The sequence below is a fragment of the Streptomyces sp. AM6-12 genome, from assembly GCF_044327085.1.
Taxonomy (GTDB): domain Bacteria; phylum Actinomycetota; class Actinomycetes; order Streptomycetales; family Streptomycetaceae; genus Streptomyces.
The window spans coordinates 4,221,119-4,239,251 of record NZ_JBIQWN010000001.1 but is presented as its reverse complement, the minus strand read 5'-3'; the positions used below and the strand labels follow the sequence as shown (position 1 = coordinate 4,239,251).

Below are 18,133 nucleotides of genomic sequence, written 5' to 3'. Positions count from 1 at the left end.
ATGCGCCTTGGAGGTACTGGCCTCGCGTCTGGCACAGTCACGGCGGCAGCACGACGTAACGGGGAGAGGACCCAGGCTCGAGCCTGGGTCCTCTCCCCGTCGTGATGGAACGGAAGGTCGCCGCCGGCAGCCGCTAATCGCAGCCGGTCTCTTCAGGGGCGATGAGGGTTGCTCACCGCCAGCAGGTCACCGCGACTCGTCGCAACGCGGAGCACGTCCCGCAAAGCTCCGGTCAGTTCCTTCGCCAACCGTCGCAGGTCCGCTGGGCCTGCATCCTGGTTGTCGAGGGTGTCCGAGGCCTCCTCCAGTAGCTCGAACGCCGTTCCCAGTTGCACCGCTTCGATGTTGTCCGCCAGACGGGACATGTAGCCGCTGCTGTCGCCGGTGCTCAGGTAGCAGGGCTTGCCCTCCGGCCCCGACCACGGGAGAAGCCGCAGTTCTTGCTGTGCTGTCATCCTTGCGTCTCCCTCTCATCGGTCACGTGGTGGGTGGTGAAGACCGCGTCGACGCGATCGCCCGGGAACGCAAGTAGCGCGGCCTCGACGACTCGCCCGGTTGAATCGGTCGCGATGCGCGTGATCGCAAGGACTGCCCCGGCGGAGCCGATTCGGAGGGCCGATGCTTCGTCGGGTGTCGGTGGGCGGGCACATACCGTCTCCCGGATAGCTGTCGGAGGCGAGGTCAGGACGGCAAATCGCGTGGCTGTCTCCCGCCACACGGATTCTTCGCCCAGTACTCCGGCCGGTGCCCGGTCCCGCGGAATGTAGATGCGGGCGTATCCGTGTGGTGACTCTCCCTCGCGGCTGACGCAGGAGAACTCAGCGAGTGGGCTGCCCGTTGGCACCTTCAGCAGAGTCGTCAGATGCCCGCGTGCCTGAATCGTGGTGGTACGAACGGTGACGCGCAGGGCCGGTTCAGCAGCGGTCCACGGATCCAACGTCCCCCATCCACCCACGTACATGATCTTCCGAAGTGGGCGGCGCACGAAGTTGCCCTTGCCGTGGATCTTCTCGACGAGGCCTTCGCCCTGGAGGACCGCGAGGGCGTGCCGCAGCGTCACTGTGCTGACCTCGTATCGTTCGGCCAGACGGGCTTCGGACGGAAGCCGTTCGCCCGGCTTGATGCGTCCGGTTGCGATTTGATGCCGGAGATCATCGGCGATCTCGTGACGGCGTGAAGACACGGGCCGGTCACCTCCTTCTCAGCATCCGAACAGCGGCGAGCCGGGTTCGCGTGTGTATGGTCAGCAGCTCACCCGACTCGAAGAGGAGTTGCTTGGCGCCTTGGGAGAGCTGGAAGAGGTCCATCACCCGGTATGCCCGGCCGCCGAGTTGAATGATGTCGCCACGCTGCACTGTGGCCGCGGTGACCTCGACGTTGGATACCAGCGCGCCGCCAGGTGCCCGGCCGCTCACCGCTCCACCTCCGTGGACGTGGCCCGGTCAGACGGCGAGTGACACGCGCAGTGGCATGTCTCGTAGACAACCGGCAGGTCGATCGGTGCGGAGACCGGGGAAGACTCCGCGCAAGCAATGTGTGTGCCGATACGGCAGGCGGTCGACCGGTAGGGGACGGCCGCGATATCGGTGATGTGTGTCTGTCGACGAGGAAGCATCAGCGAACCCCCGCGAGGGACGACCAGGCTTCAGCAGGCAGGTGTGAAGCGACTACCACCGCGCGCGGCTCGACCCGTTTCTCCCAGGCCAGGACGTACGGGCGAACGAGCGCATTTTCCTCCCCCACGAGCGGGTGTCGATGGTTCAGGCCGTCGGAAGCCCAGTCCAAGATGACCGTCGACGCGTCAGCGGACACAGGGAGGGCAGGGGCGGCCGGCAGCCGGGGGGGCGTTAAGGGGCGGCGGTGCCGGCCCTTGGGGGCGTACCGCGCTCTGGTGAGTGAGACGGCACGGCGGATACGGTTGAGCACGCTACTCAGCTCCTATCGCTGATGGCTGGTCCCCCGACATCGCCCGTCGTGGGGACCGCTTTGCGTACGACCGCCCAGAGGGTGCGGCCGTTCAGGCTGGTGGCAACGAGACCGAATCGATCGGCGTCCGCCACCGCTTCCAGGACCTCCCGCCATAAATCGCCGGAGAGCGAGTCCGGCACCTCCGCTTCGACCGACGCGTACCGGTCGTGCTCCTCCACCCGCGCGACGAGCCCGACGGCGGACAGTCGGGCAGCGATGGCCGCCGCGGTAACTCCCGAAGCGGGCACAGGGCAGCCTCCGTCACCGGCGAATCACTTTCAGTGAAGCTAGTTAACTAGATTAGAGCTAGTGGACTAGATTTTCCATATGCCTGAGCAGCCGCCCTATCTCCGCATCGCCGACGAGCTCCGGCGGCGGATCGCGGAGCACGTATGGGAGCCGGGGGACCGTCTGCCCTCCCGTGCCCAGATCGGCCAGGAGTGCGGTGTGGGCGAGAACGTGGTTCGCCGGGCGCAAGAACTGCTGATCTCCCAAGGTGTGCTGGAGGGCCGGGCCGGATCGGGCACGTACGTCGCCGAGCCCCGGCAGCGGGTCCGGGTCGTCCGGTCATCGGCTCGGGAGCAGCCCAGCGGTTCACCGTTCCGCGCAGACATGAAGGCCGTTGGCAGGCAAGGCGATTGGGAGAGTCGGACCGATGCCAAGGTGCCGGCTCCGGCGGGCATCGCGGCGCGGCTCGGGATCGCCGAGGGCGACCTGTGCGTCCGGACGACGTACGAGTTCCTGGCCGACGGCAGGCCCGTGCAGCTGTCGACGAGTTGGGAGCCGTACGACCTCACCGCCGGCACTCTCGTCGTTCTCCCCGAGGGAGGGCCGCACGCCGGGGCAGGCGTCGTGAACCGCATGGCCGCGATCGGCGTCACTGTCAGCCATGCCGTGGAGCAGCCCGAGCCGAGGCAAGCGACCGCCGAGGAGGCGTCGATACTCGGCATTCAGAAGGCCGCGCTCGTCACGCACATCCGGCGGACGTACTACAGCGATCAGGGACGGCCCGTGGAGACGGCGGACATCGTGGTGCCCGCCGCCCATTGCGAGATCGTCTATGAGATCCCGATCAACCGTTAGCCGCTGCTCACAGGGCGACTTCTGACATCCACGGCTGACATCAACGAGGCCGGACGGCTGCACACAGCGGCACCCCTGGGCGACCGTCGGATCAGCCGACGGCGGCACCAGGGGCGGGCGTAGATCGAACTCCTAAAGCGGGTGTCGCAGGTTCGAATCCTGCCGGGGGCACAGAGAAACACCAGGTCAGAAGCCCTTCCGTCCAGCGGGCGGGAGGGCTCCTGCGCTTGCAGCACACATATGGCACACACGGGCTGCGGGCAAAGGTTGGGAGCTGTGCCTTGAGGCCGCCAGCCGTAGGGGCACGCGCCCCTCTTATCAAGTCATGGACCGAGTCACCGCTCCGGGCTGATCAGAGGCTTCAGCAGATCCAGCGCTTCCTCCCAGCAGAAGCTGTCCGCCGCGCCGGCCCTCGGTCGGTGCGGTGCGCAGGAACCGGTCAGGACCCCCATACCCCGCAGCCGGTCCAGGCTCTATCGGTAGGCGGGGTGGGCAGCCTGGGCGGAGTTCAGGTAGGGCAGGGTCCCGATCGGGATGCCCATGCCGTACGCCTCGCACAGGATGCCCAGGGCGAGGGTGTCGGAGATCCCGGCGGCCCACTTGTTGATCGTGTTGAAGGTGGCGGGAGCCACGGCGATCGCGTCCGCCGGGGGCAGGGGGCGCGGGTCTCCCGGTGAACGCCAGGCGGAGCGGATCGGATAGCCGGTCTGCGCCTCGACCGCCGTCGCGTCGATGAAGCCGAGGCCCTGCGGTGTGGCGACGACACCGACGTCCCAGTGCGACTCCTTGTCCGGGGCGGTCGGTTCGGTCACGCGGGGACTCCCAGTTGGCGGCTGAAGTGGTGCAGTTCCGGCAGGGTACGTCGGCGGTCGCGGGCTGCCGTGTCGGCGACCAGGTGGCGGATGTCCTGGGCGGCGCAGCGGCGGCTCGGAGCCAGCCTTAGCGACAACTCACACCACCAATAATGGGGTTGGGAGCCGCGTGAACAGAGCTGCCTCACATGAGGTCCGCCGCACTCGCGGAGAGGCGGAAGGGCTATACATAGGCCATGGACACCTTTGCCGAACCGGGCAGTCTGCTGTTGGCCGCCGCGGTGATTCTCATGGTGAAGTACCGGCGGCGCATGGCCGGTCGGGCTTCGCTGCTGGCGGTCAGTGGGGCGGCCGGGCGGGGTGCCGTGGTTGTGGGCTTCGTGGTCGGTTGTGCGGGGGCCTGGGTGCAGGGGGCGTCGTTCATCGACATGGTCGTACTCGGTCTGAGCCTCGCCCCGCTCGCGGGGGCTGCTGCCGAACTGGTGGCCCGCGGAGGCGCGCGGCGCATGTGATCGGGCTCGGTGCCCGTCCCCGTGCCCGGGTGGCCGGCCGGCTCAGGGGCCCGGAGTCGGGGCCGGGTGGGTGGGGGTGGCGACGACGCCGTACGTGCGGTTGGCGAGGGTGAAGTTGCCCAAGGGGGTCATGCCGAAGGCGTGCACGTGGACGCGCAGGAGGCCTGGTTGGACAGTTCGATGAAGGCGAGCAGCAGTTCGGCTTGTGCTGCGCCCACTTGGAGGGCCGTCGTGAACAGGGCTCGGGCCACTCCCCTTCCGCGGTAGGCGGGGGCGACCACCACGGGGCCGTAGAGGAGGAAGGGGACGGTTCGGAAGGGGCGGCCCTGCCAGGAGGGCGTGTCCTGGGCGGCGAGCAGGGCCCGGACCGGTGGGGGCGGACTGGGGATGTCGGCCGGGGAGGCCAGGCCGAGCAGGCCGGCCAGGTGGCCGTCGTCGTACGCGACGAGCAGGCTTCCGTCCTCGGCCATCGAGCGCAGCGCGTCGGTGTCGAGGGCACCCTGGACGAAGCCCTGTTCCGCGCGTTGCCGCTCCGTGAGCGCGTCGTAGTGGTTGGCCGCGAAGAGTTCGGCCATGGCGGGGGCGTCGGCCACGACGGCACGTCGGTAGTCCATGGTGTTGATCCTGCCCCCGCGGTGACGCTTCTCAGTACCGCTCCGCCTTCGCCACCTCCGGCTTCAGGATCGGCTGCGGGGGCTGGTGGCTGATGGCGTAGGGGTGGACCGTCTGGCCGGGGCGGACGTTCTCCGCGCCGACGTAGCGGGTCTCGACGACCTTGCCCTTCGGGTCGCGGAAGTCGACCTGGACCGCGAAGTTGGCCGTCTTGTCCGATGAGTTGTGGATGTTGACGTGGGCGGCCTGGAGGTCGTTCACCTGGGCGCGGGGGATGCCGCTGAGGGAGACGTCGGAGGCGGCGTTGCCCCGGCCCTTCACGTTCGCCAGCCGTTTGTGGGCTTCCTGGTTCGCCTGTTCGGCCGACGCCGCGACCGAGGCCTCGAACTCGTCGGCCCGTGCCGATGCGGAGGCGGACGCGGCGGAGGCGGAGGCGCGGGCCGAGGCGATGGCGGAGGAGGCGGCCGAGGAGAGGGGGGAGGGCGGGGTGCCCGTGAAGGACTGTGTGGCGGGGGGTGTGGGGCGGGGGCTGACGGTCGTACCGCCGCCGTTGTTGTTGTTGCCGCCGCAGGCCGCGAGGGTCAGGGTGCCGGTGGTGATCAGTACCGCGGCCACGCTCGCGCTCCGGTACCGCAGCCGTCGTCCGCCCCTCGACACGCCGCTACCCATGGCATCCGTTCCCTTCCGGCCGACCCGTCGATGTCCGGTTGATCCATGATCGCCCGGTTACGGCCTCATGCTGCCCCACGGGGGACGCGCCCGCGACCGGGGCGTGGGGAGCGGGGGACGGCGGGAAGGGGAGGCGGAGGGCAGGAGGGGGGCGGAGGCGAGCAGAGGAAAGGGTCGGCACGAAGGGGAGGGAAGGGGCGGGACCCGTCGCCCCTCGCCACGTCCCCCCCAGCCCAGCAGACGCGCCCCACAGGCCGGCACCCCGCACCGGCCCAGCGGGCCGGACTCGGGTACCGGCACCGCATATGCCCGGCGGCCCGTGGCCGAGGCCCTGAGGTCGGCGTCTCGGCCGCACGCCAGACCAGCCGACGGAACTCGGACACCGGCGCTGTATATCCACGTCGGACACCAGCCCCGCATAAGCGTCGCACCCCAGCCCCGCATCCACGTCGGACCCCAGCCCCGCCTACGCACGGCAAAACCGCGAGCAGCCCCGGACGCCAGCGCGGCATATGCACCGCGAACCCACCGAGAGCCCCGGACGCCCCCGTTGTATTTGCACGGCGGCCACCCCCGCGTTGGAATCGAATGTGACGCTTTTCGGGAGCAGGGGTGTGTCCGCGGGGCGGCCCGCTCCGGGGTCCGGGGTGGGGCGGAAGGGGCTTCGCGGGGACGCGCTGGGGATGTTCTCCTCGGTCGTCATGGCGCTGGCGTCGACCGGTCCGGCGTACAGCCTGGCCGCCACGCTGGGGATCATCGTGGCGGGGGTCGGGCTCCAGTCGCCGATCGTGACCATGCTGGCGTTCGTGCCGATGCTGCTGATCGCGTACGCCTTCCGGGAGCTGAACGCGAGCGACGCGGACTGCGGGACGACCTTCACCTGGGCGACGCGGGCGTTCGGGCCGCGGACCGGGTGGATGGGCGGCTGGGGGCTGATCGTCGCCAACATCATCGTCATGGCGAACCTCGCCACCATCGCCGGCAGCTACGGGTTCCGGTTGGTCGGTCTGGACGGGCTCGGCGAGAGCCGGTTCTGGGTGACCGTCGCCGGGATCGTCTGGATCGGGCTGCTCACCGCGATCTGCTACGTCGGCATCACGGTCTCCGCGGCCGTACAGCGCTGGCTGCTGTGCCTGGAGGTCACCGTCCTGCTGCTGTTCGCCGCCGCCGCGCTGGTCCGCGTCTACACCGACCCGCCGCCGACCGCGATCCACGTCTCCGCGTCCTGGTTCAACCCCTTCGAGGTGTCCTCCGTACGGGCCCTGACCTCGGGCCTGCTCGCGGGCGTCTTCATCTACTGGGGCTGGGACACCGCCGTGTCCGTCAACGAGGAGACGGTGGACAGCGCCCGCGTCCCCGGCCGGGCCGCCGTGCTCTCCCCCGTGCTGCTGCTGGTCATGTACGGGCTGGTCGCCACCGCGGCGCAGTCCTTCGCGGGCGTCGGCACCAGCGGCATCGGGCTCGGCAACACCGCCCACCACGACGACGTGTTCTCCGCCCTCGGGGAAGCGGTGTTCGGCAGCGGCGGCACCGGGCTGCTCCTGTCCCGGCTGCTGATCCTGATGGTGCTGACCTCGGCGCTGGCCTCCGCCCAGACCACCATCCTGCCGCTGGCCAGGACCGTCTTCTCGATGGCGGTGCACAAGGCGGTCCCCGCCCGGTTCGCACGGGTGCACCGCAGGTTCCTCACCCCGACCTGGGCCACGCTCGGCATGGGCGTGGCCTCCGTCGCGCTGCTGGTCCTGCTGACGTCGTTCAGCCGCAACGTGCTGGCCGACTCGGTCGACTCCGTCGGCCTCGCGATCGCCTTCCAGTACGGCCTGACCGGCTTCGCCTGCCTCTGGTACCACCGCAAGGTCCTCACCCGCAGCCCCCGCGACCTGATCTGCAAGGGGGTGATGCCGGGGCTCGGCGGGCTGCTGATGGTGCTGCTGTTCGGGTACGCCGCCTTCGTCGTCTACGCCGAACCGGGGTACGGCGCCAGCACCGTCGACCTCCCGGTGGTGGGGCGGGTCGGCGGGGTGACCGTGCTGGGGCTCGGCACGCTCGCGATCGGCTTCCTGCTGCTGCCGGTCGTCACCCGCGGGCACAGCACGGCGCTCAAACTCCAGCGCAGCCTGCTGCCGGGCCGGCTGCCCCCGCAGACCGCCTGCGAGACGGCGTGCCGCTATCTGCCGGCCGACAACGGGTCCGGGGTGGGCGGCGACTGGTACGACGTGATCCCGCTGTCCGGCACGCGGGTGGGCCTGGTCGTCGGGGACGTGCTGGGGCACGGGCTGCCCGCCGCCGCGACCATGGGCCGGCTGCGCACCGGGCTGCGGGTCCTCGCCCGGCTCGATCTGGCCCCGGACGAGGTCCTCACCCGGCTCGACGACCTCGCCGAGCAGACCGCCCAGGAGCGCGCCCCCGCACCGGGCTGTGCACCGCCTCCCGCCGACGAGGCGATGGTGACCTGTCTGTACGCGGTGTACGACCCCGTCACCGGATGGTGCAGCATGGCGCGTGCGGGCGGTCCGCCGCCGGTGCTGGTGGCCGGGGACACGGGCACCGCCCGGGTCCTCGACGTGCCGCCGGGGCCGCCCCTGGGGGTCGGCGGTCTGCCGTATCAGAGCACCGAGCTGCGGCTCGCGCCGGGCAGCGTCCTCGCCCTGTTCACCGCCGGTCTGCTCCAGGCGGCCGAGCGGCCGGACGCGGGGCTGCGCCGGCTCACCGACTCCCTCACCGGGCACCGGGGCGGCTCCCTGAGCGAGCTGAGCGAGCAGACGGTGACCGCGATGTTGTCCGGGGCGGTGGACGAGGACGCGACGCTGCTGCTGGCCCGCACCCGGCTGCTCGACCGGACCCGGCTCGCCCAGTGGGAGCCGGCCGCCGATCCGGCCGCGGTCGCCACCCTGCGCAGCGGCGTCAGCAAGCAGCTGGACGCCTGGGGCCTGGACGAGCTGGCCTTCACCACCGAGGTCATCGTCAGCGAGCTCGTCACCAACGCGATCCGTTACGTCGGCGGCCCCATCCAGGTGCGCCTGATCCGCGACCGCACCCTGACCTGCGAGGTCTCCGACACCGGGCACACCACCCCGAATCTGCGGCACGCGGCGAGCGACGACGAGGGCGGCCGGGGGCTGTACATCATCGCCCAGATGACCCACCGCTGGGGCACCCGCTACACCGCCACCGGCAAGGTCATCTGGGCCGAGCAGCTCCTTCCGCCGCCACCGGTTCCGGGGTGACCGGTGGGTGGGGGGTACGGCGGCCCGCGGCGGCCAGGAGGAGGGTCACGGCGACGGAGCCCACCGCCATCAGGGCCATCCCGGCCGCCGGGGTGGTCAGTTGGGCCACCGCGCCCGCGGCCACCGCGCTCACGCCCTGCATGGTCAGCATGCCGGACGAGTGCAACCCGAGGGCCTGGCCCGCGAGTTCGCCGGGGGTGAGGTCCATCAGCCGCTCCTGCTGGACGAGGCTCGCGCCGAAGCCGGTGGAGGCGAGCGTGACGCAGAGCACGGCGAGCGGCAGCGGCGGGTGCGCGGCGAACACCAGGTAGGGCGTGGCGAGCAGGAGCAGCAGGGGGGTCGCCAGCCTCCGGCGCACTCCGGGCGGCAGCAGCCGGCCCACCGTGACGTCCCCGGCGAACATGCCGAGCGCCCCGCAGGCGAAGAGGGTGCCGGCCGCGTGCGGGGCGTACGACACGTACAGGGACTCGCAGCCGACGACCATGCCGTTGGGCAGCCACAGGCCGAGGTAGGTGAGGCGGCGCGAACGGTCCGACCACAGCGTGGAGTTGGCGCGCCAGGTGGCCGAGGCGGAGGGACGGCCCGCGCTGCGGGGCGGGCGGGCGGTGAGGCCGAGGCGCAGCGCGAGGGCGGCCACCAGATACAGGGCCGCCGCCAGGAGCAGGCAGAAGCGGGGCGACAGCGCGGCCAGCAGGGCGCCGCCGGTGGCGAACCCGGCGATCTGGGTCAGCCCGCTCATCATGTTGAACACCGAACGCCCCGGCAGATAGCCGTCCTTGGCGAGGATCTCGTTCAGCAGGCCCCAGCGGACGCCGCCGCCGAGCGAGGTCACCAGGCCCATCGCGAGGAGCGCGCCGAGGATCGCGCCGACCGGCAGTCCGGGCAGCGCCTGGACTGCCGTACCGGCCGCGAGGGCGAGGGCGATCACCGCCAGGGCGGTACGCGGCGGCAGCCGGTCAGCGCCGGACAACAGAACGGTGGCGCCCAGGACTTGGGCGAGGGAGGAGCCGAACATGCTGATCGCCGACAGCAGCGGGGAGCCGGTGGCCCGGAAGACGAGGGTGCCGAGGGCGAGGGCGCCGAGGGTGCCGGCCGCCGTCTGCGCGGCGGAGCCGAGGAAGAGGGGGGTGAACTCGGAGGTACGGAACAGGGATCGGTAGCTGGTCACACCGGGGAGTCTCGGCCGGGGCACGCCGGGGCGTTATCGTTTCGCGGCAGCGCGAAAGGTCTTACGGCACGAGCCGGTTCGGGGGTGGCGGTGGGCTGGTGGGAGCTCAACGCGGACACGCTCGCGCGCAGCCGGTTCGTGATCTCGCCGCTCGCGGAGACCTTCGCGCGGCTGAAGCTGCTGCACGCGGGCGAGGCGGCGCATCCCGGTGAGCGGGTGTGGCTGCGCGACCATCTGCCTGCCTATAAGGCGCTGTTGACCGCCGACCCGGTGACGGAGCGGCTGGTGCGGGCGGGCCTCGGGCGGGAGTGGATCGCGGACTTCCTCACCCCGACGCCCCGCGACGGGGAGGAGTTCGCCGCGGAGGTCGAGCGGGTCCGCCGCGTCGCGCCGGAGCTCGCCCGCGCGCATCTGCGCACCGCCCTCGCCGGGCCGCTGCCCGCCCTGCTGGACCGCGCGGACCTGCCCGAGCGGGCGGCCACGCTCCTGGAGTGGGTGTGGCGGGAAGCCGTACGGCCGTACTGGGGGCGGCAGCGGCGGGTGCTGGAGGCGGATGTGGTGGCCCGGACCGCGCAGGCCGGGCGGGGCGGCTGGGTGAGCGTGCTGGACTCGCTGCGGCCCGGCCGTACCCGGTGGCTCGGGCAGAACCGGCTCCAGGTCAACCTGCACGCGTACCCGCCGCGCGAGATCTCCGGCGCCGAGATGATCTTCGTGCCGGTCACCCCGCAGCGGCACGGCTGGGTGTCCTGGGACGACGGGGAGCGGTACGCCCTGGTCTACCCCTGCGCGGGCGTCCTCGCCGACGCGGGGGCCCGTCCGGTCCCGGCCGCCCTCGGGGCCCTGCTCGGCCCGGCCCGCGCGGGCGTCCTGGCCCTGCTCGGCGCCCCCATGACCACGAGCCAGCTGACGGCGGTGACGGGGCAGGGTCTCGGCTCGGTCGGCCGGCATCTCAAGGTGCTGCGGGAGGCGGGGCTGGTGGCGGGGCGCAGGACCGGACGGTCGGTGCTGTACGAGCGGACGGCGGCCGGGGACGCGGTGGTGGAGGCGGCCACGGCGCCGCCCCGGGCGGACGCGGGGAGCCGCGCGACCGGCACCCGGCGGCGCGCGGCCGGCGACGGCACCCGGCACCCCGGTGCCTGACACCGGCTCCGGCCCGGCGCATACCATCGCGCCCATGACCACTGTGCTGAACACCGAGATCGGCGCCCTCACCGGCGGCGCCGCGAACCTGCCGCAGTACGCCGGCAAGGCCGTCCTCATCGTGAACGTGGCCTCCAAGTGCGGCCTGACCCCGCAGTACGCGGGCCTGGAGAAGCTCCAGGAGCGCTACGCCGAGCGCGGCTTCACCGTGCTGGGCGTGCCCTGCAACCAGTTCCTCGGCCAGGAGCCGGGCAGCGCCGAGGAGATCGCCGAGTTCTGCTCGGCGACGTACGGCGTGACCTTCCCGCTGACCGAGAAGGTGGAGGTGAACGGCGCGGACCGGCACCCCCTGTACGAGCGCCTGGTGGACTTCGCGGACGCGGAGGGCCACAGCGGCGACATCCGCTGGAACTTCGAGAAGTTCCTGATCGGCCGGGACGGCAGCGTCGTCGCCCGGTTCTCGCCGCGCACCGAGCCGGAGTCCCCGGAGGTCGTCGCGGCGATCGAGGCGCAGCTCGGCTGACCCCGCTTGACCTTGCCCCCGGGGCAGGGCGGAGCGTCCTGGCCGCCGGGCGGGAAGGAACCGCCCGGCGACGGACGATGACATCGGTGCACGAGGACCTGCTCACCATCGGGGCGTTCGCCGCGCGAGCCCGGCTGTCCGCCAAGGCCCTGCGGCTGTACGACCGCCTCGGCCTGCTCGCCCCGGCGTACGTCGACGAGTCGAGTGGCTACCGCTACTACCGCGCTGCTCAGGTGGAACGCGCCCGTCTGGTGGCCCTGCTGCGGCAGCTGGACATGCCGCTGGCGCGGATCGCCGAGGTGATCGGGGCCGGGGACGGGGAGGCGGCCCGGCTGCTGGGCGCCTACTGGGCGGACGTGGAGGCCCGGATCGCCGGGCAGCGGACCCTCGCCGAGTACCTCCGTGGACGGCTGTCCGGGAGGAGTGACGAGATGTACGGGAAGTACGCGGTCGAGACGGTGGACGTGCCGGAGCGGGTGGTGATCACCGAGTCGCGGCACACCCTGGCGGACGAGCTGCCGGCCTGGATCGGCGCCTCGCTGGGCCGGCTGGAGGCGGCGGCCCGGGAGTGCGGGGGTGTGGTGGCGGCGCCGTTCGTCGTCTACCACGCCGAGGTGTCGATGGAGAGCGACGGGCCCGCGGAGGCGTGTGTGCCGGTGGCCGACGAGGCGGCGGCGCGGGCGTGGGCCGGGCGGCAGGGGCGGGGCCGGGCGACGGGGGTGCGGGTGGAGCCGGCGGCCCGGCTGGCGTACGTCCGGATCACCAGGGCGCAGGTGGCGCATCCGCAGATCCTCGCCGCGTTCGAGGCGGTGGAGCAGTGGCTGGGCCGGGAGGGCCTGGAGCCGGCCGGCCCCTGCCGGGAGATCTACTTCGCCGACTGGGCGACGGCCAGGCCCGAGGACCCGGTGTGCGATGTGGCGTTCCCGGTACGGGCCCGCTGAGGGGGGCGGGCCGCCGAGGGGGGCACGTGGCCGGTGAGGCGGTGCCGGGCCGGTGAGACGGTGCCGGGCCGGTGAGGGGGCGGCGACCCGCTGAAGTGATCCGGGGTCACTCAAGTAGTCCGGGATGGTGAGGCGGTGCGGCCGTGTCGGAGGGACGCGGCCGCACCGCCGGGGCCGCCGGGCACGACCGAGCCCCCTCGGCAAGGACGGCGACTGGTCGAGAGGGCTCTTGGGTGGTGCGTGTGCGGTTGTGCGGTCGTTGCGTCGGGAGGAGGGCCGGGGACGGCCCCCTTACGTCTGCTCTTAGGCCTTGACCGAGTCCACGAAGGCGTTCCACGCGTCGGCGGGGAAGGCCAGGACCGGGCCCTCGGCGACCTTGGAGTCACGGACGGCCAGTTCGGCGGTGGCGGGCGACTTGACCTCCACGCAGGCGCCGTTGCCCGCGGAGTAGGAGGACTTCAGCCACGTCTCCGAAGCGCCCTGAATCAGTGCCATGTCCACTCCTGTGTACGAGTTGCGGTAGTGCGGTTCACGCCAACCCGATGACCGATTGGCGTGATCGACGCTACCGGGCAACTGCCGCCGCCGGAGCGGGCGTTCACTCGACCGGATGGCATATTCCAACGTCTCTTCCACGGGAGCGCGCCCACCCTGTAGGATCACGCGCCCGCCGCGGTCGGCCCTACTCCGTGTACCTTTTCGCCGTTTCGTCGATCAGCTGCCGGGACGCGTCCACGCTGAGCGACTGGGCCCGCAGATGCTCGTACATCACGGCGTACTTCTGCACGTCCTGGGCCTTCTCCAGGTACAGGTCGCTGGTGACACCCTCCAGGTAGACCACGCTGGAGTCGGCCGCGTCCGCGAACTCCAGGATCGCGTACTGGCCGTTGAGCCCCGGATGCGCGCCCACCTCGAACGGCATGACCTGCACGGTGACATGGGGCAGCTCGGACAGCTTGAGGAGATGCTCCAGCTGCTCCCGCATCACGCGCTTGCTGCCGACGACCCGGTGCAGCGCGGCCTCGTCCAGGACGACCCAGAGCCGCAGCGGGTCCTTCTCGTTGGTGATCCGGTCCTGGCGGCGCATGCGCACGCCCACGCGCTTCTCGATCTCCGCGGCCGAGGTCTCGGGCAGCGCGCCCCGCACCAGCGCCTCGGCGTACGCCGGGGTCTGGAGCAGGCCGGTGACGATCTGGGGTTCGTAGACCCGCAGCGACTCGGCGTCGGTCTCCAGGCCGATGTAGACGCTGTAGGGGATGTCCCCGAAGGTGTGCCACCAGCCCTGTTGCCGGGAGTCGCGGGCCATCTCCATCAGCGAGTCCACGACCCGCTGGTCCTCGACCTCGTAGACACCGCACAGATCGCGCACGTCGCGCTGGCTGATGCTGCGGCGGCCGTTCTCCAGACGGCTGATCTTCGACTGGGACACGAGCAGGCGCTCGGCGACCTCTTCGGCCGTCATGTTCCGCTGCTCGCGGAGTTTTCGAAGCTCCTGGCCCAGCCGGCGCCGCCTTACGGTGGGATTGACATTGGACGCCACGGGACGCGCACCTCCGGCTGCTGCCTGTACTGACACTTTCCGTATCTGCTGCTGAGCAGATTGCCACCAAGGCACTTGCCAGCGCTGGGAAACGCTCGATATGCGGCACGCACAGGTGGCTGTCCGGACGCCGGTTCACGCGGGCCGCGCCGGGGCGGGGCACGGCCGCGGAGACGGCCGAGCGGGGTGGCGGGACCCGGAGGTCCCGCCACCCCGCTCGGCCTGCGGCTCCCGAACCGGGCCTGTGGGGACGGTCGTCGCGGCGCGATGGCGGCTCAGTGGGCCACGGCGCGGGCCATGGACCCGTGGCGCGGCTGCATCGGCACCCCGTGCGCGGGTTCGGCCACGGGCCGGGACCCCGGCGCGGGGCGCCCCGTGGCGGCCGGAGCGCGGCGCGGCTGCGCGGCCGCGCCGTTCTGCACGTCCATCACGGCGTGCGCGACCAGCCCGCCCATCGGATCGTGCCGGATCAGGTCCCGCAGCCGGGAGCGGGAGGATCTGCCCTCGTTGCCCGGATACAGGTGCTTGCCGAGCCCGACGGCGTGCGCCAGGGCGGCGAGCGCCGCGGTCCGCGGGTCCGGCGGGACGCCGGTGCGGATCGCGGAGTCCAGCCGGCCGCGGATCTCCCGGCTGATGGCCGTCTCCGTCGCCTGGTAGCGCGTCGTCGGCAGCACCCCGCACATCTGGCCCGGCACCGCGGCGACCATGCCGCACCGCTCCAGATGCGAGAGGTAGGTCTGGCGCAGCCCCAGCCGGGGCCCGCCGATCCAGTGGACGGCGCGAACCGGAGCGCCACGCCTTCGCAGCAACTCCAACGCGCAGTCCAGAGTCGGATCTCCTGTCGGCCGTGGCACCACCACGGCGATACGATCCCCGTCTGGGGCTATCCGTCCGGCCAGCGCCAGCTCCACTAGCTGTGCACCGGCCAGACCGAGGTCGAGCGACTGCGGCTGCGCAGTGGTACCCGTGGCCGGGTCCAGTGCCAGCAGCAGAAGCTCCTCCGGAAGTGTTCTGCGGCTCCTGCCCATCCATGCCTCCCCGCGTGGATGAATGACAGGGTGACCCCTCTCACATTGGTCTGTCGAGGGCGCGTGACCGGTTCGTGAGGGAACCGGCAGGTATGTCGTTCTCGTCTACCGCAGGGGCCAAGCCCTCACACAGGACACTGGTACATGGTTCGGACAGGGCGCGCGCGCAGGCGTGCGGGGTATGAGGAGGCATCGGTGGCGGGCGAGTCCCCCGACAGGTCGAAGCAGCGCGAGTCGTCGGCAGGAGCGATGTCGGGGAACGCGGATTCGGTTCCCGAGGCCCCCGATCCCCGCGTGGCGGTGAGCCGGGGGGCGGGGTCCGGTGCCGGTACCGGTGGCGGTGCCGGGCAAAAGGATTCCTCGAACGGCGGCACGGACACCGCGACGAAGGTGTTCCGGACCCCCGCGGTCGAGGAGGACACCGACCTGCGCAACGCGGTCTCGGCGTGGGTACGCGACGCGGATGCCCCGGAGGCGTCAACGGACGCGCCCGCGAAGGACGCTGAGGGTTCCGGGGGTACGACGGAGACGGGCGCCGGGGGCGACGCGAGCGCGGCGATAGGCGAGGGCGCGGACGCCGAGGTGACCGCCGACGGCAACGACGCGGAGGCGGACGCCGGTTCCGACGCGGAGGACGACTCTGGGCCCGCGGAGGCAAAGTCCGCGGGCACCGACGGCAGCGGCTCCGAGACCGGTGCCGGGGCGAAGTCCTCGACGGGCGACACGAAGACCGAGGGCGAGCGGAAGTCCCCGCAGGCCGACAGCACGGTTGCGAAGTCTCCGGCGGGCACCAAGGCGGCCGGGGGCTCGAAGCCGGGCGCCACCGCGAAGAACGGCTCTGGCGGGAAGGCCGGTGCCGAAGCGAAGGCCGGTTCCCGCGCGGAGGCTTCGAAGGCCGACGCGGCCACCGACGCCGACGAGAAGAACCCGGCGGACGACACCGCCGCCGCCACCCGCACCAAGGCCGACAGCGAGACCACCGAGGCGAAGACCGGTACCGGAGCGAAGACCGGCGCGCAGGCGGAGGCCTCGAAGGCCGACGCGGACACCGACGCCGACAAGAAGAACCCGGCGCGCGACGCCACCGCTGGGGCCGCCCGTGCCAAGGCCGACGCCGAGACCGCCGACGCCGAGGCGGAGGCCCTTGCGGACGACGCGGCGGCGAAGGCGGGCACGAAGACGGTCGCAGGTGCGAAGGCAGACGCGGGCACGAAGGCCGACGCTCGGCCGAAGACCCCGGCCGTCGCAGACGCGAAGACCGGCGCCAAGCCGAAGACCGAGGCCGAAACCGGGAAGGCGGGGAAGACCGAGGCCGGGAAGGACGCCGACGGCGTCGACCAACCGACCACCGTCTTCAAGGCCGTACGCCCCGGGGACCCCCAGGTCGACCAGCCCACCACCATGCTCAAGGTCGGCCAGGGCAAGCGGGACGAGACCGACGCCGAGCGCACCAGCAAGTTCGTCGCGCTCAAGGACGACGTCAGGTCCAAGCCCAAGCCGGCGCCCGCCGAGGAGACCACCGCCGTCCCCCAGGTCGGCCCCGAGCGCACCACCCAGCAGCCGCTGCCCCCCAAGCCCCCGCTCGACCTCCTCGCGGAGCTGACCAACACCCCGCCGCCCCCGGAGACCCCGGTCCGCACGGCTCTGCGGCGGGTCAAGATCTGGACCCCGCTGGTCCTCCTGCTGGTGATCATCTTCGCGGTCGTACAGACCCTGCGCCCGCTCCCGTCCCCCACCCTCGCGCTGACCGCGAAGGACACCTACACCTTCGGCGGCGGCCCGGTGAGCCTGCCGTGGCCGGGTGAGGGCCAGGGCTGGATGGACGGCGACGGCATCGGCACGATGGGGAACTTCGGCAAGCAGACCCCCGTCGCCATCGGCTCGGTCGCCAAGACGATGACCGCCTACATCATCCTGCGCGACCACCCGCTGAAGCCGGGCCAGGAGGGCCAGAGGATCAAGGTGGACGCCACGGCGGAGAAGGAGGGCGGCTACAACAAGAGCGGCGAGTCCACCCTCAACACCGTCCACGCCGGCGACACCCTCACGGAGAAGCAGGCCCTGTCGGCCGTCATGATCCCCTCCGCCAACAACATCGCCCGGCTGCTGGCCCGCTGGGACGCGGGCTCGGAGGCGGCGTTCGTGAAGAAGATGAACGCCACCGCCAAGCAGCTGGGGATGACCGGTACGACGTACACCGACCCCTCGGGCCTGAAGGAGACCACCGTCTCCACCGCCCACGACCAGGTGAGGCTCGGCCGCGCGGTGGTGAAGATCCCCGCCCTGGTCGCCATCACCAGCGCCGCCAGCTGGACCGACCCCACCGGCCAGAACTGGCCGAACTACAACTCGCTCCCCTACTGGATCGGCGCGATCGGCATCAAGACCGGCACCACCACCGCGGCCGGCGGCAACCTCCTGTTCGCCGCCCGCCAGAAGGTCGGCGGGCAGACGGTGACCGTCGTCGGCGCGATCCTCGGCCAGCACAAGCCGTCGATCCTGGACACGGTCAACCAGGTCAGCAAGACCGCGCTGCTCGGCGCCGAGCACGCGCTGACCTCGGCGAAGATCCTGAAGAAGGGCGACGTCGTCGGTTATGTGGACGACCAGCTCGGCGGCAAGACCCCGATCGTGGTCACCCAGGACGTCACCGCGGTCGGCTGGTCGGGCCTGAAGGTCAAGCTGTCCTTCGCCTCCGACCCCGTCCCGCACACCGCGAAGGCCGGCACCCGCGTCGGCACCCTCACGGTCGGCGACGGCACCACGGCCGGCGTCCAGGTCCCGGTGGCCCTCCAGCGGGATCTGGCCGAGCCCGGCTTCGGCGCGAAGCTCACCCGCATCGGCTGACGCCCGCCCCGCACGCCCGCGCGCACCCCGTCACGGCGCCCCACCCGAGGGCCCCGTGGCGGG

At 71.9% G+C, this 18,133-nt stretch carries 17 protein-coding genes and 2 pseudogenes; 7 read left to right on the top strand and 12 right to left on the bottom strand.

Going from position 1 to position 18,133, the window contains the following annotated elements; genetic code table 11:
• Positions 1-152 precede the first annotated feature (152 nt).
• The 4 genes from ACE4Q9_RS19245 to ACE4Q9_RS19230 form a co-directional block, all read right to left on the bottom strand.
• Positions 153-455 carry a hypothetical protein gene (locus ACE4Q9_RS19245; protein WP_397985459.1) on the bottom strand — a complete coding sequence of 101 codons (303 nt, stop codon included), beginning with the start codon at positions 453-455 and terminating at the stop codon, positions 153-155.
• Positions 452-1,183, bottom strand: a complete 732-nt coding sequence (locus tag ACE4Q9_RS19240) for a GntR family transcriptional regulator (protein ID WP_397985458.1) — start codon at positions 1,181-1,183, stop codon at positions 452-454. The genes ACE4Q9_RS19245 and ACE4Q9_RS19240 overlap by 4 nt, the downstream gene beginning before the upstream one ends.
• 7 nt (positions 1,184-1,190) lie before the next feature.
• Complete coding sequence (locus tag ACE4Q9_RS19235; protein ID WP_397985457.1) at positions 1,191-1,415, bottom strand: hypothetical protein; 225 nt, start codon at positions 1,413-1,415, stop codon at positions 1,191-1,193.
• 516 nt (positions 1,416-1,931) lie between these two features.
• Entirely contained in the window at positions 1,932-2,216 is a 285-nt protein-coding gene (locus tag ACE4Q9_RS19230) for a hypothetical protein (RefSeq protein WP_397985456.1), read from the bottom strand.
• A 79-nt stretch (positions 2,217-2,295) separates the two neighbouring features.
• Between ACE4Q9_RS19230 and ACE4Q9_RS19225 the strand changes: the two genes are divergently transcribed.
• Positions 2,296-3,051: a GntR family transcriptional regulator gene (locus tag ACE4Q9_RS19225; protein ID WP_382563798.1), complete on the top strand. Its 756-nt coding sequence runs from the start codon at positions 2,296-2,298 to the stop codon at positions 3,049-3,051.
• A 335-nt stretch (positions 3,052-3,386) separates the two neighbouring features.
• On the opposite strand, the pseudogene ACE4Q9_RS19220 reads toward ACE4Q9_RS19225, so the two are convergent.
• Both ACE4Q9_RS19220 and ACE4Q9_RS19215 read right to left on the bottom strand, forming a co-directional pair.
• Positions 3,387-3,863: pseudogene (locus tag ACE4Q9_RS19220) on the bottom strand (flavoprotein).
• Positions 3,860-3,997, bottom strand: a pseudogene (locus ACE4Q9_RS19215) (transcriptional regulator); the annotation flags it as partial. The pseudogenes ACE4Q9_RS19215 and ACE4Q9_RS19220, both read right to left, overlap by 4 nt.
• A gap of 102 nt (positions 3,998-4,099) precedes the next feature.
• Here ACE4Q9_RS19215 and ACE4Q9_RS19210 point away from each other — a divergent pair.
• Complete coding sequence (locus ACE4Q9_RS19210) at positions 4,100-4,375, top strand: hypothetical protein (protein ID WP_397985455.1); 276 nt, start codon at positions 4,100-4,102, stop codon at positions 4,373-4,375.
• 128 nt (positions 4,376-4,503) lie between these two features.
• Here the strand turns inward: ACE4Q9_RS19210 and ACE4Q9_RS19205 are convergent, their stop codons facing one another.
• Positions 4,504-4,989: a GNAT family N-acetyltransferase gene (locus ACE4Q9_RS19205; RefSeq protein ID WP_397985454.1), complete on the bottom strand. Its 486-nt coding sequence runs from the start codon at positions 4,987-4,989 to the stop codon at positions 4,504-4,506.
• A 31-nt stretch (positions 4,990-5,020) separates the two neighbouring features.
• Entirely contained in the window at positions 5,021-5,602 is a 582-nt protein-coding gene (locus ACE4Q9_RS19200; protein WP_397985453.1) for a hypothetical protein, read from the bottom strand.
• 737 nt (positions 5,603-6,339) lie between these two features.
• Between ACE4Q9_RS19200 and ACE4Q9_RS19195 the strand changes: the two genes are divergently transcribed.
• Complete coding sequence (locus ACE4Q9_RS19195) at positions 6,340-8,883, top strand: amino acid permease (protein WP_397985452.1); 2,544 nt, start codon at positions 6,340-6,342, stop codon at positions 8,881-8,883.
• Here the strand turns inward: ACE4Q9_RS19195 and ACE4Q9_RS19190 are convergent.
• On the bottom strand, positions 8,837-10,051 hold the full coding sequence (locus ACE4Q9_RS19190) for an MFS transporter (protein WP_397985451.1): 1,215 nt from the start codon (positions 10,049-10,051) through the stop codon (positions 8,837-8,839). The two genes, ACE4Q9_RS19195 and ACE4Q9_RS19190, sit on opposite strands and share 47 nt — an antisense overlap.
• A 90-nt stretch (positions 10,052-10,141) precedes the next feature.
• On the opposite strand from ACE4Q9_RS19190, the gene ACE4Q9_RS19185 reads away from it, so the two are divergent.
• The 3 genes from ACE4Q9_RS19185 to ACE4Q9_RS19175 all read left to right on the top strand — a co-directional run bounded on the left by ACE4Q9_RS19185 (position 10,142) and on the right by ACE4Q9_RS19175 (position 12,655).
• Positions 10,142-11,191: an ArsR/SmtB family transcription factor gene (locus ACE4Q9_RS19185; protein WP_397985450.1), complete on the top strand. Its 1,050-nt coding sequence runs from the start codon at positions 10,142-10,144 to the stop codon at positions 11,189-11,191.
• Positions 11,192-11,225: 34 nt separating this feature from the next.
• On the top strand, positions 11,226-11,714 hold the full coding sequence (locus tag ACE4Q9_RS19180; protein ID WP_397985449.1) for a glutathione peroxidase: 489 nt from the start codon (positions 11,226-11,228) through the stop codon (positions 11,712-11,714).
• Positions 11,715-11,791: 77 nt separating this feature from the next.
• On the top strand, positions 11,792-12,655 hold the full coding sequence (locus ACE4Q9_RS19175) for a MerR family transcriptional regulator (RefSeq protein WP_397985448.1): 864 nt from the start codon (positions 11,792-11,794) through the stop codon (positions 12,653-12,655).
• A 303-nt stretch (positions 12,656-12,958) separates the two neighbouring features.
• Here ACE4Q9_RS19175 and ACE4Q9_RS19170 read toward each other — a convergent pair whose 3' ends face one another.
• The 3 genes from ACE4Q9_RS19170 to ACE4Q9_RS19160 form a co-directional block, all read right to left on the bottom strand.
• Positions 12,959-13,150 (bottom strand): DUF397 domain-containing protein, encoded by a 192-nt coding sequence (locus ACE4Q9_RS19170; RefSeq protein WP_397985447.1) that lies wholly within the window; start codon positions 13,148-13,150, stop codon positions 12,959-12,961.
• Between the two features lie 187 nt (positions 13,151-13,337).
• Positions 13,338-14,195 carry a helix-turn-helix domain-containing protein gene (locus ACE4Q9_RS19165; RefSeq protein WP_397985446.1) on the bottom strand — a complete coding sequence of 286 codons (858 nt, stop codon included), beginning with the start codon at positions 14,193-14,195 and terminating at the stop codon, positions 13,338-13,340.
• A 275-nt stretch (positions 14,196-14,470) separates the two neighbouring features.
• The gene (locus ACE4Q9_RS19160; RefSeq protein ID WP_397985445.1) at positions 14,471-15,223 is read right to left on the bottom strand and encodes a GPP34 family phosphoprotein; all 753 of its coding nucleotides are present in this window, start codon (positions 15,221-15,223) and stop codon (positions 14,471-14,473) included.
• A gap of 144 nt (positions 15,224-15,367) precedes the next feature.
• Here ACE4Q9_RS19160 and ACE4Q9_RS19155 point away from each other — a divergent pair, with 144 nt between their 5' ends.
• A complete protein-coding gene (locus ACE4Q9_RS19155) occupies positions 15,368-18,070 on the top strand; it encodes a D-alanyl-D-alanine carboxypeptidase (protein WP_397985444.1) in 2,703 nt (900 codons plus the stop codon).
• Positions 18,071-18,133 lie beyond the last annotated feature (63 nt).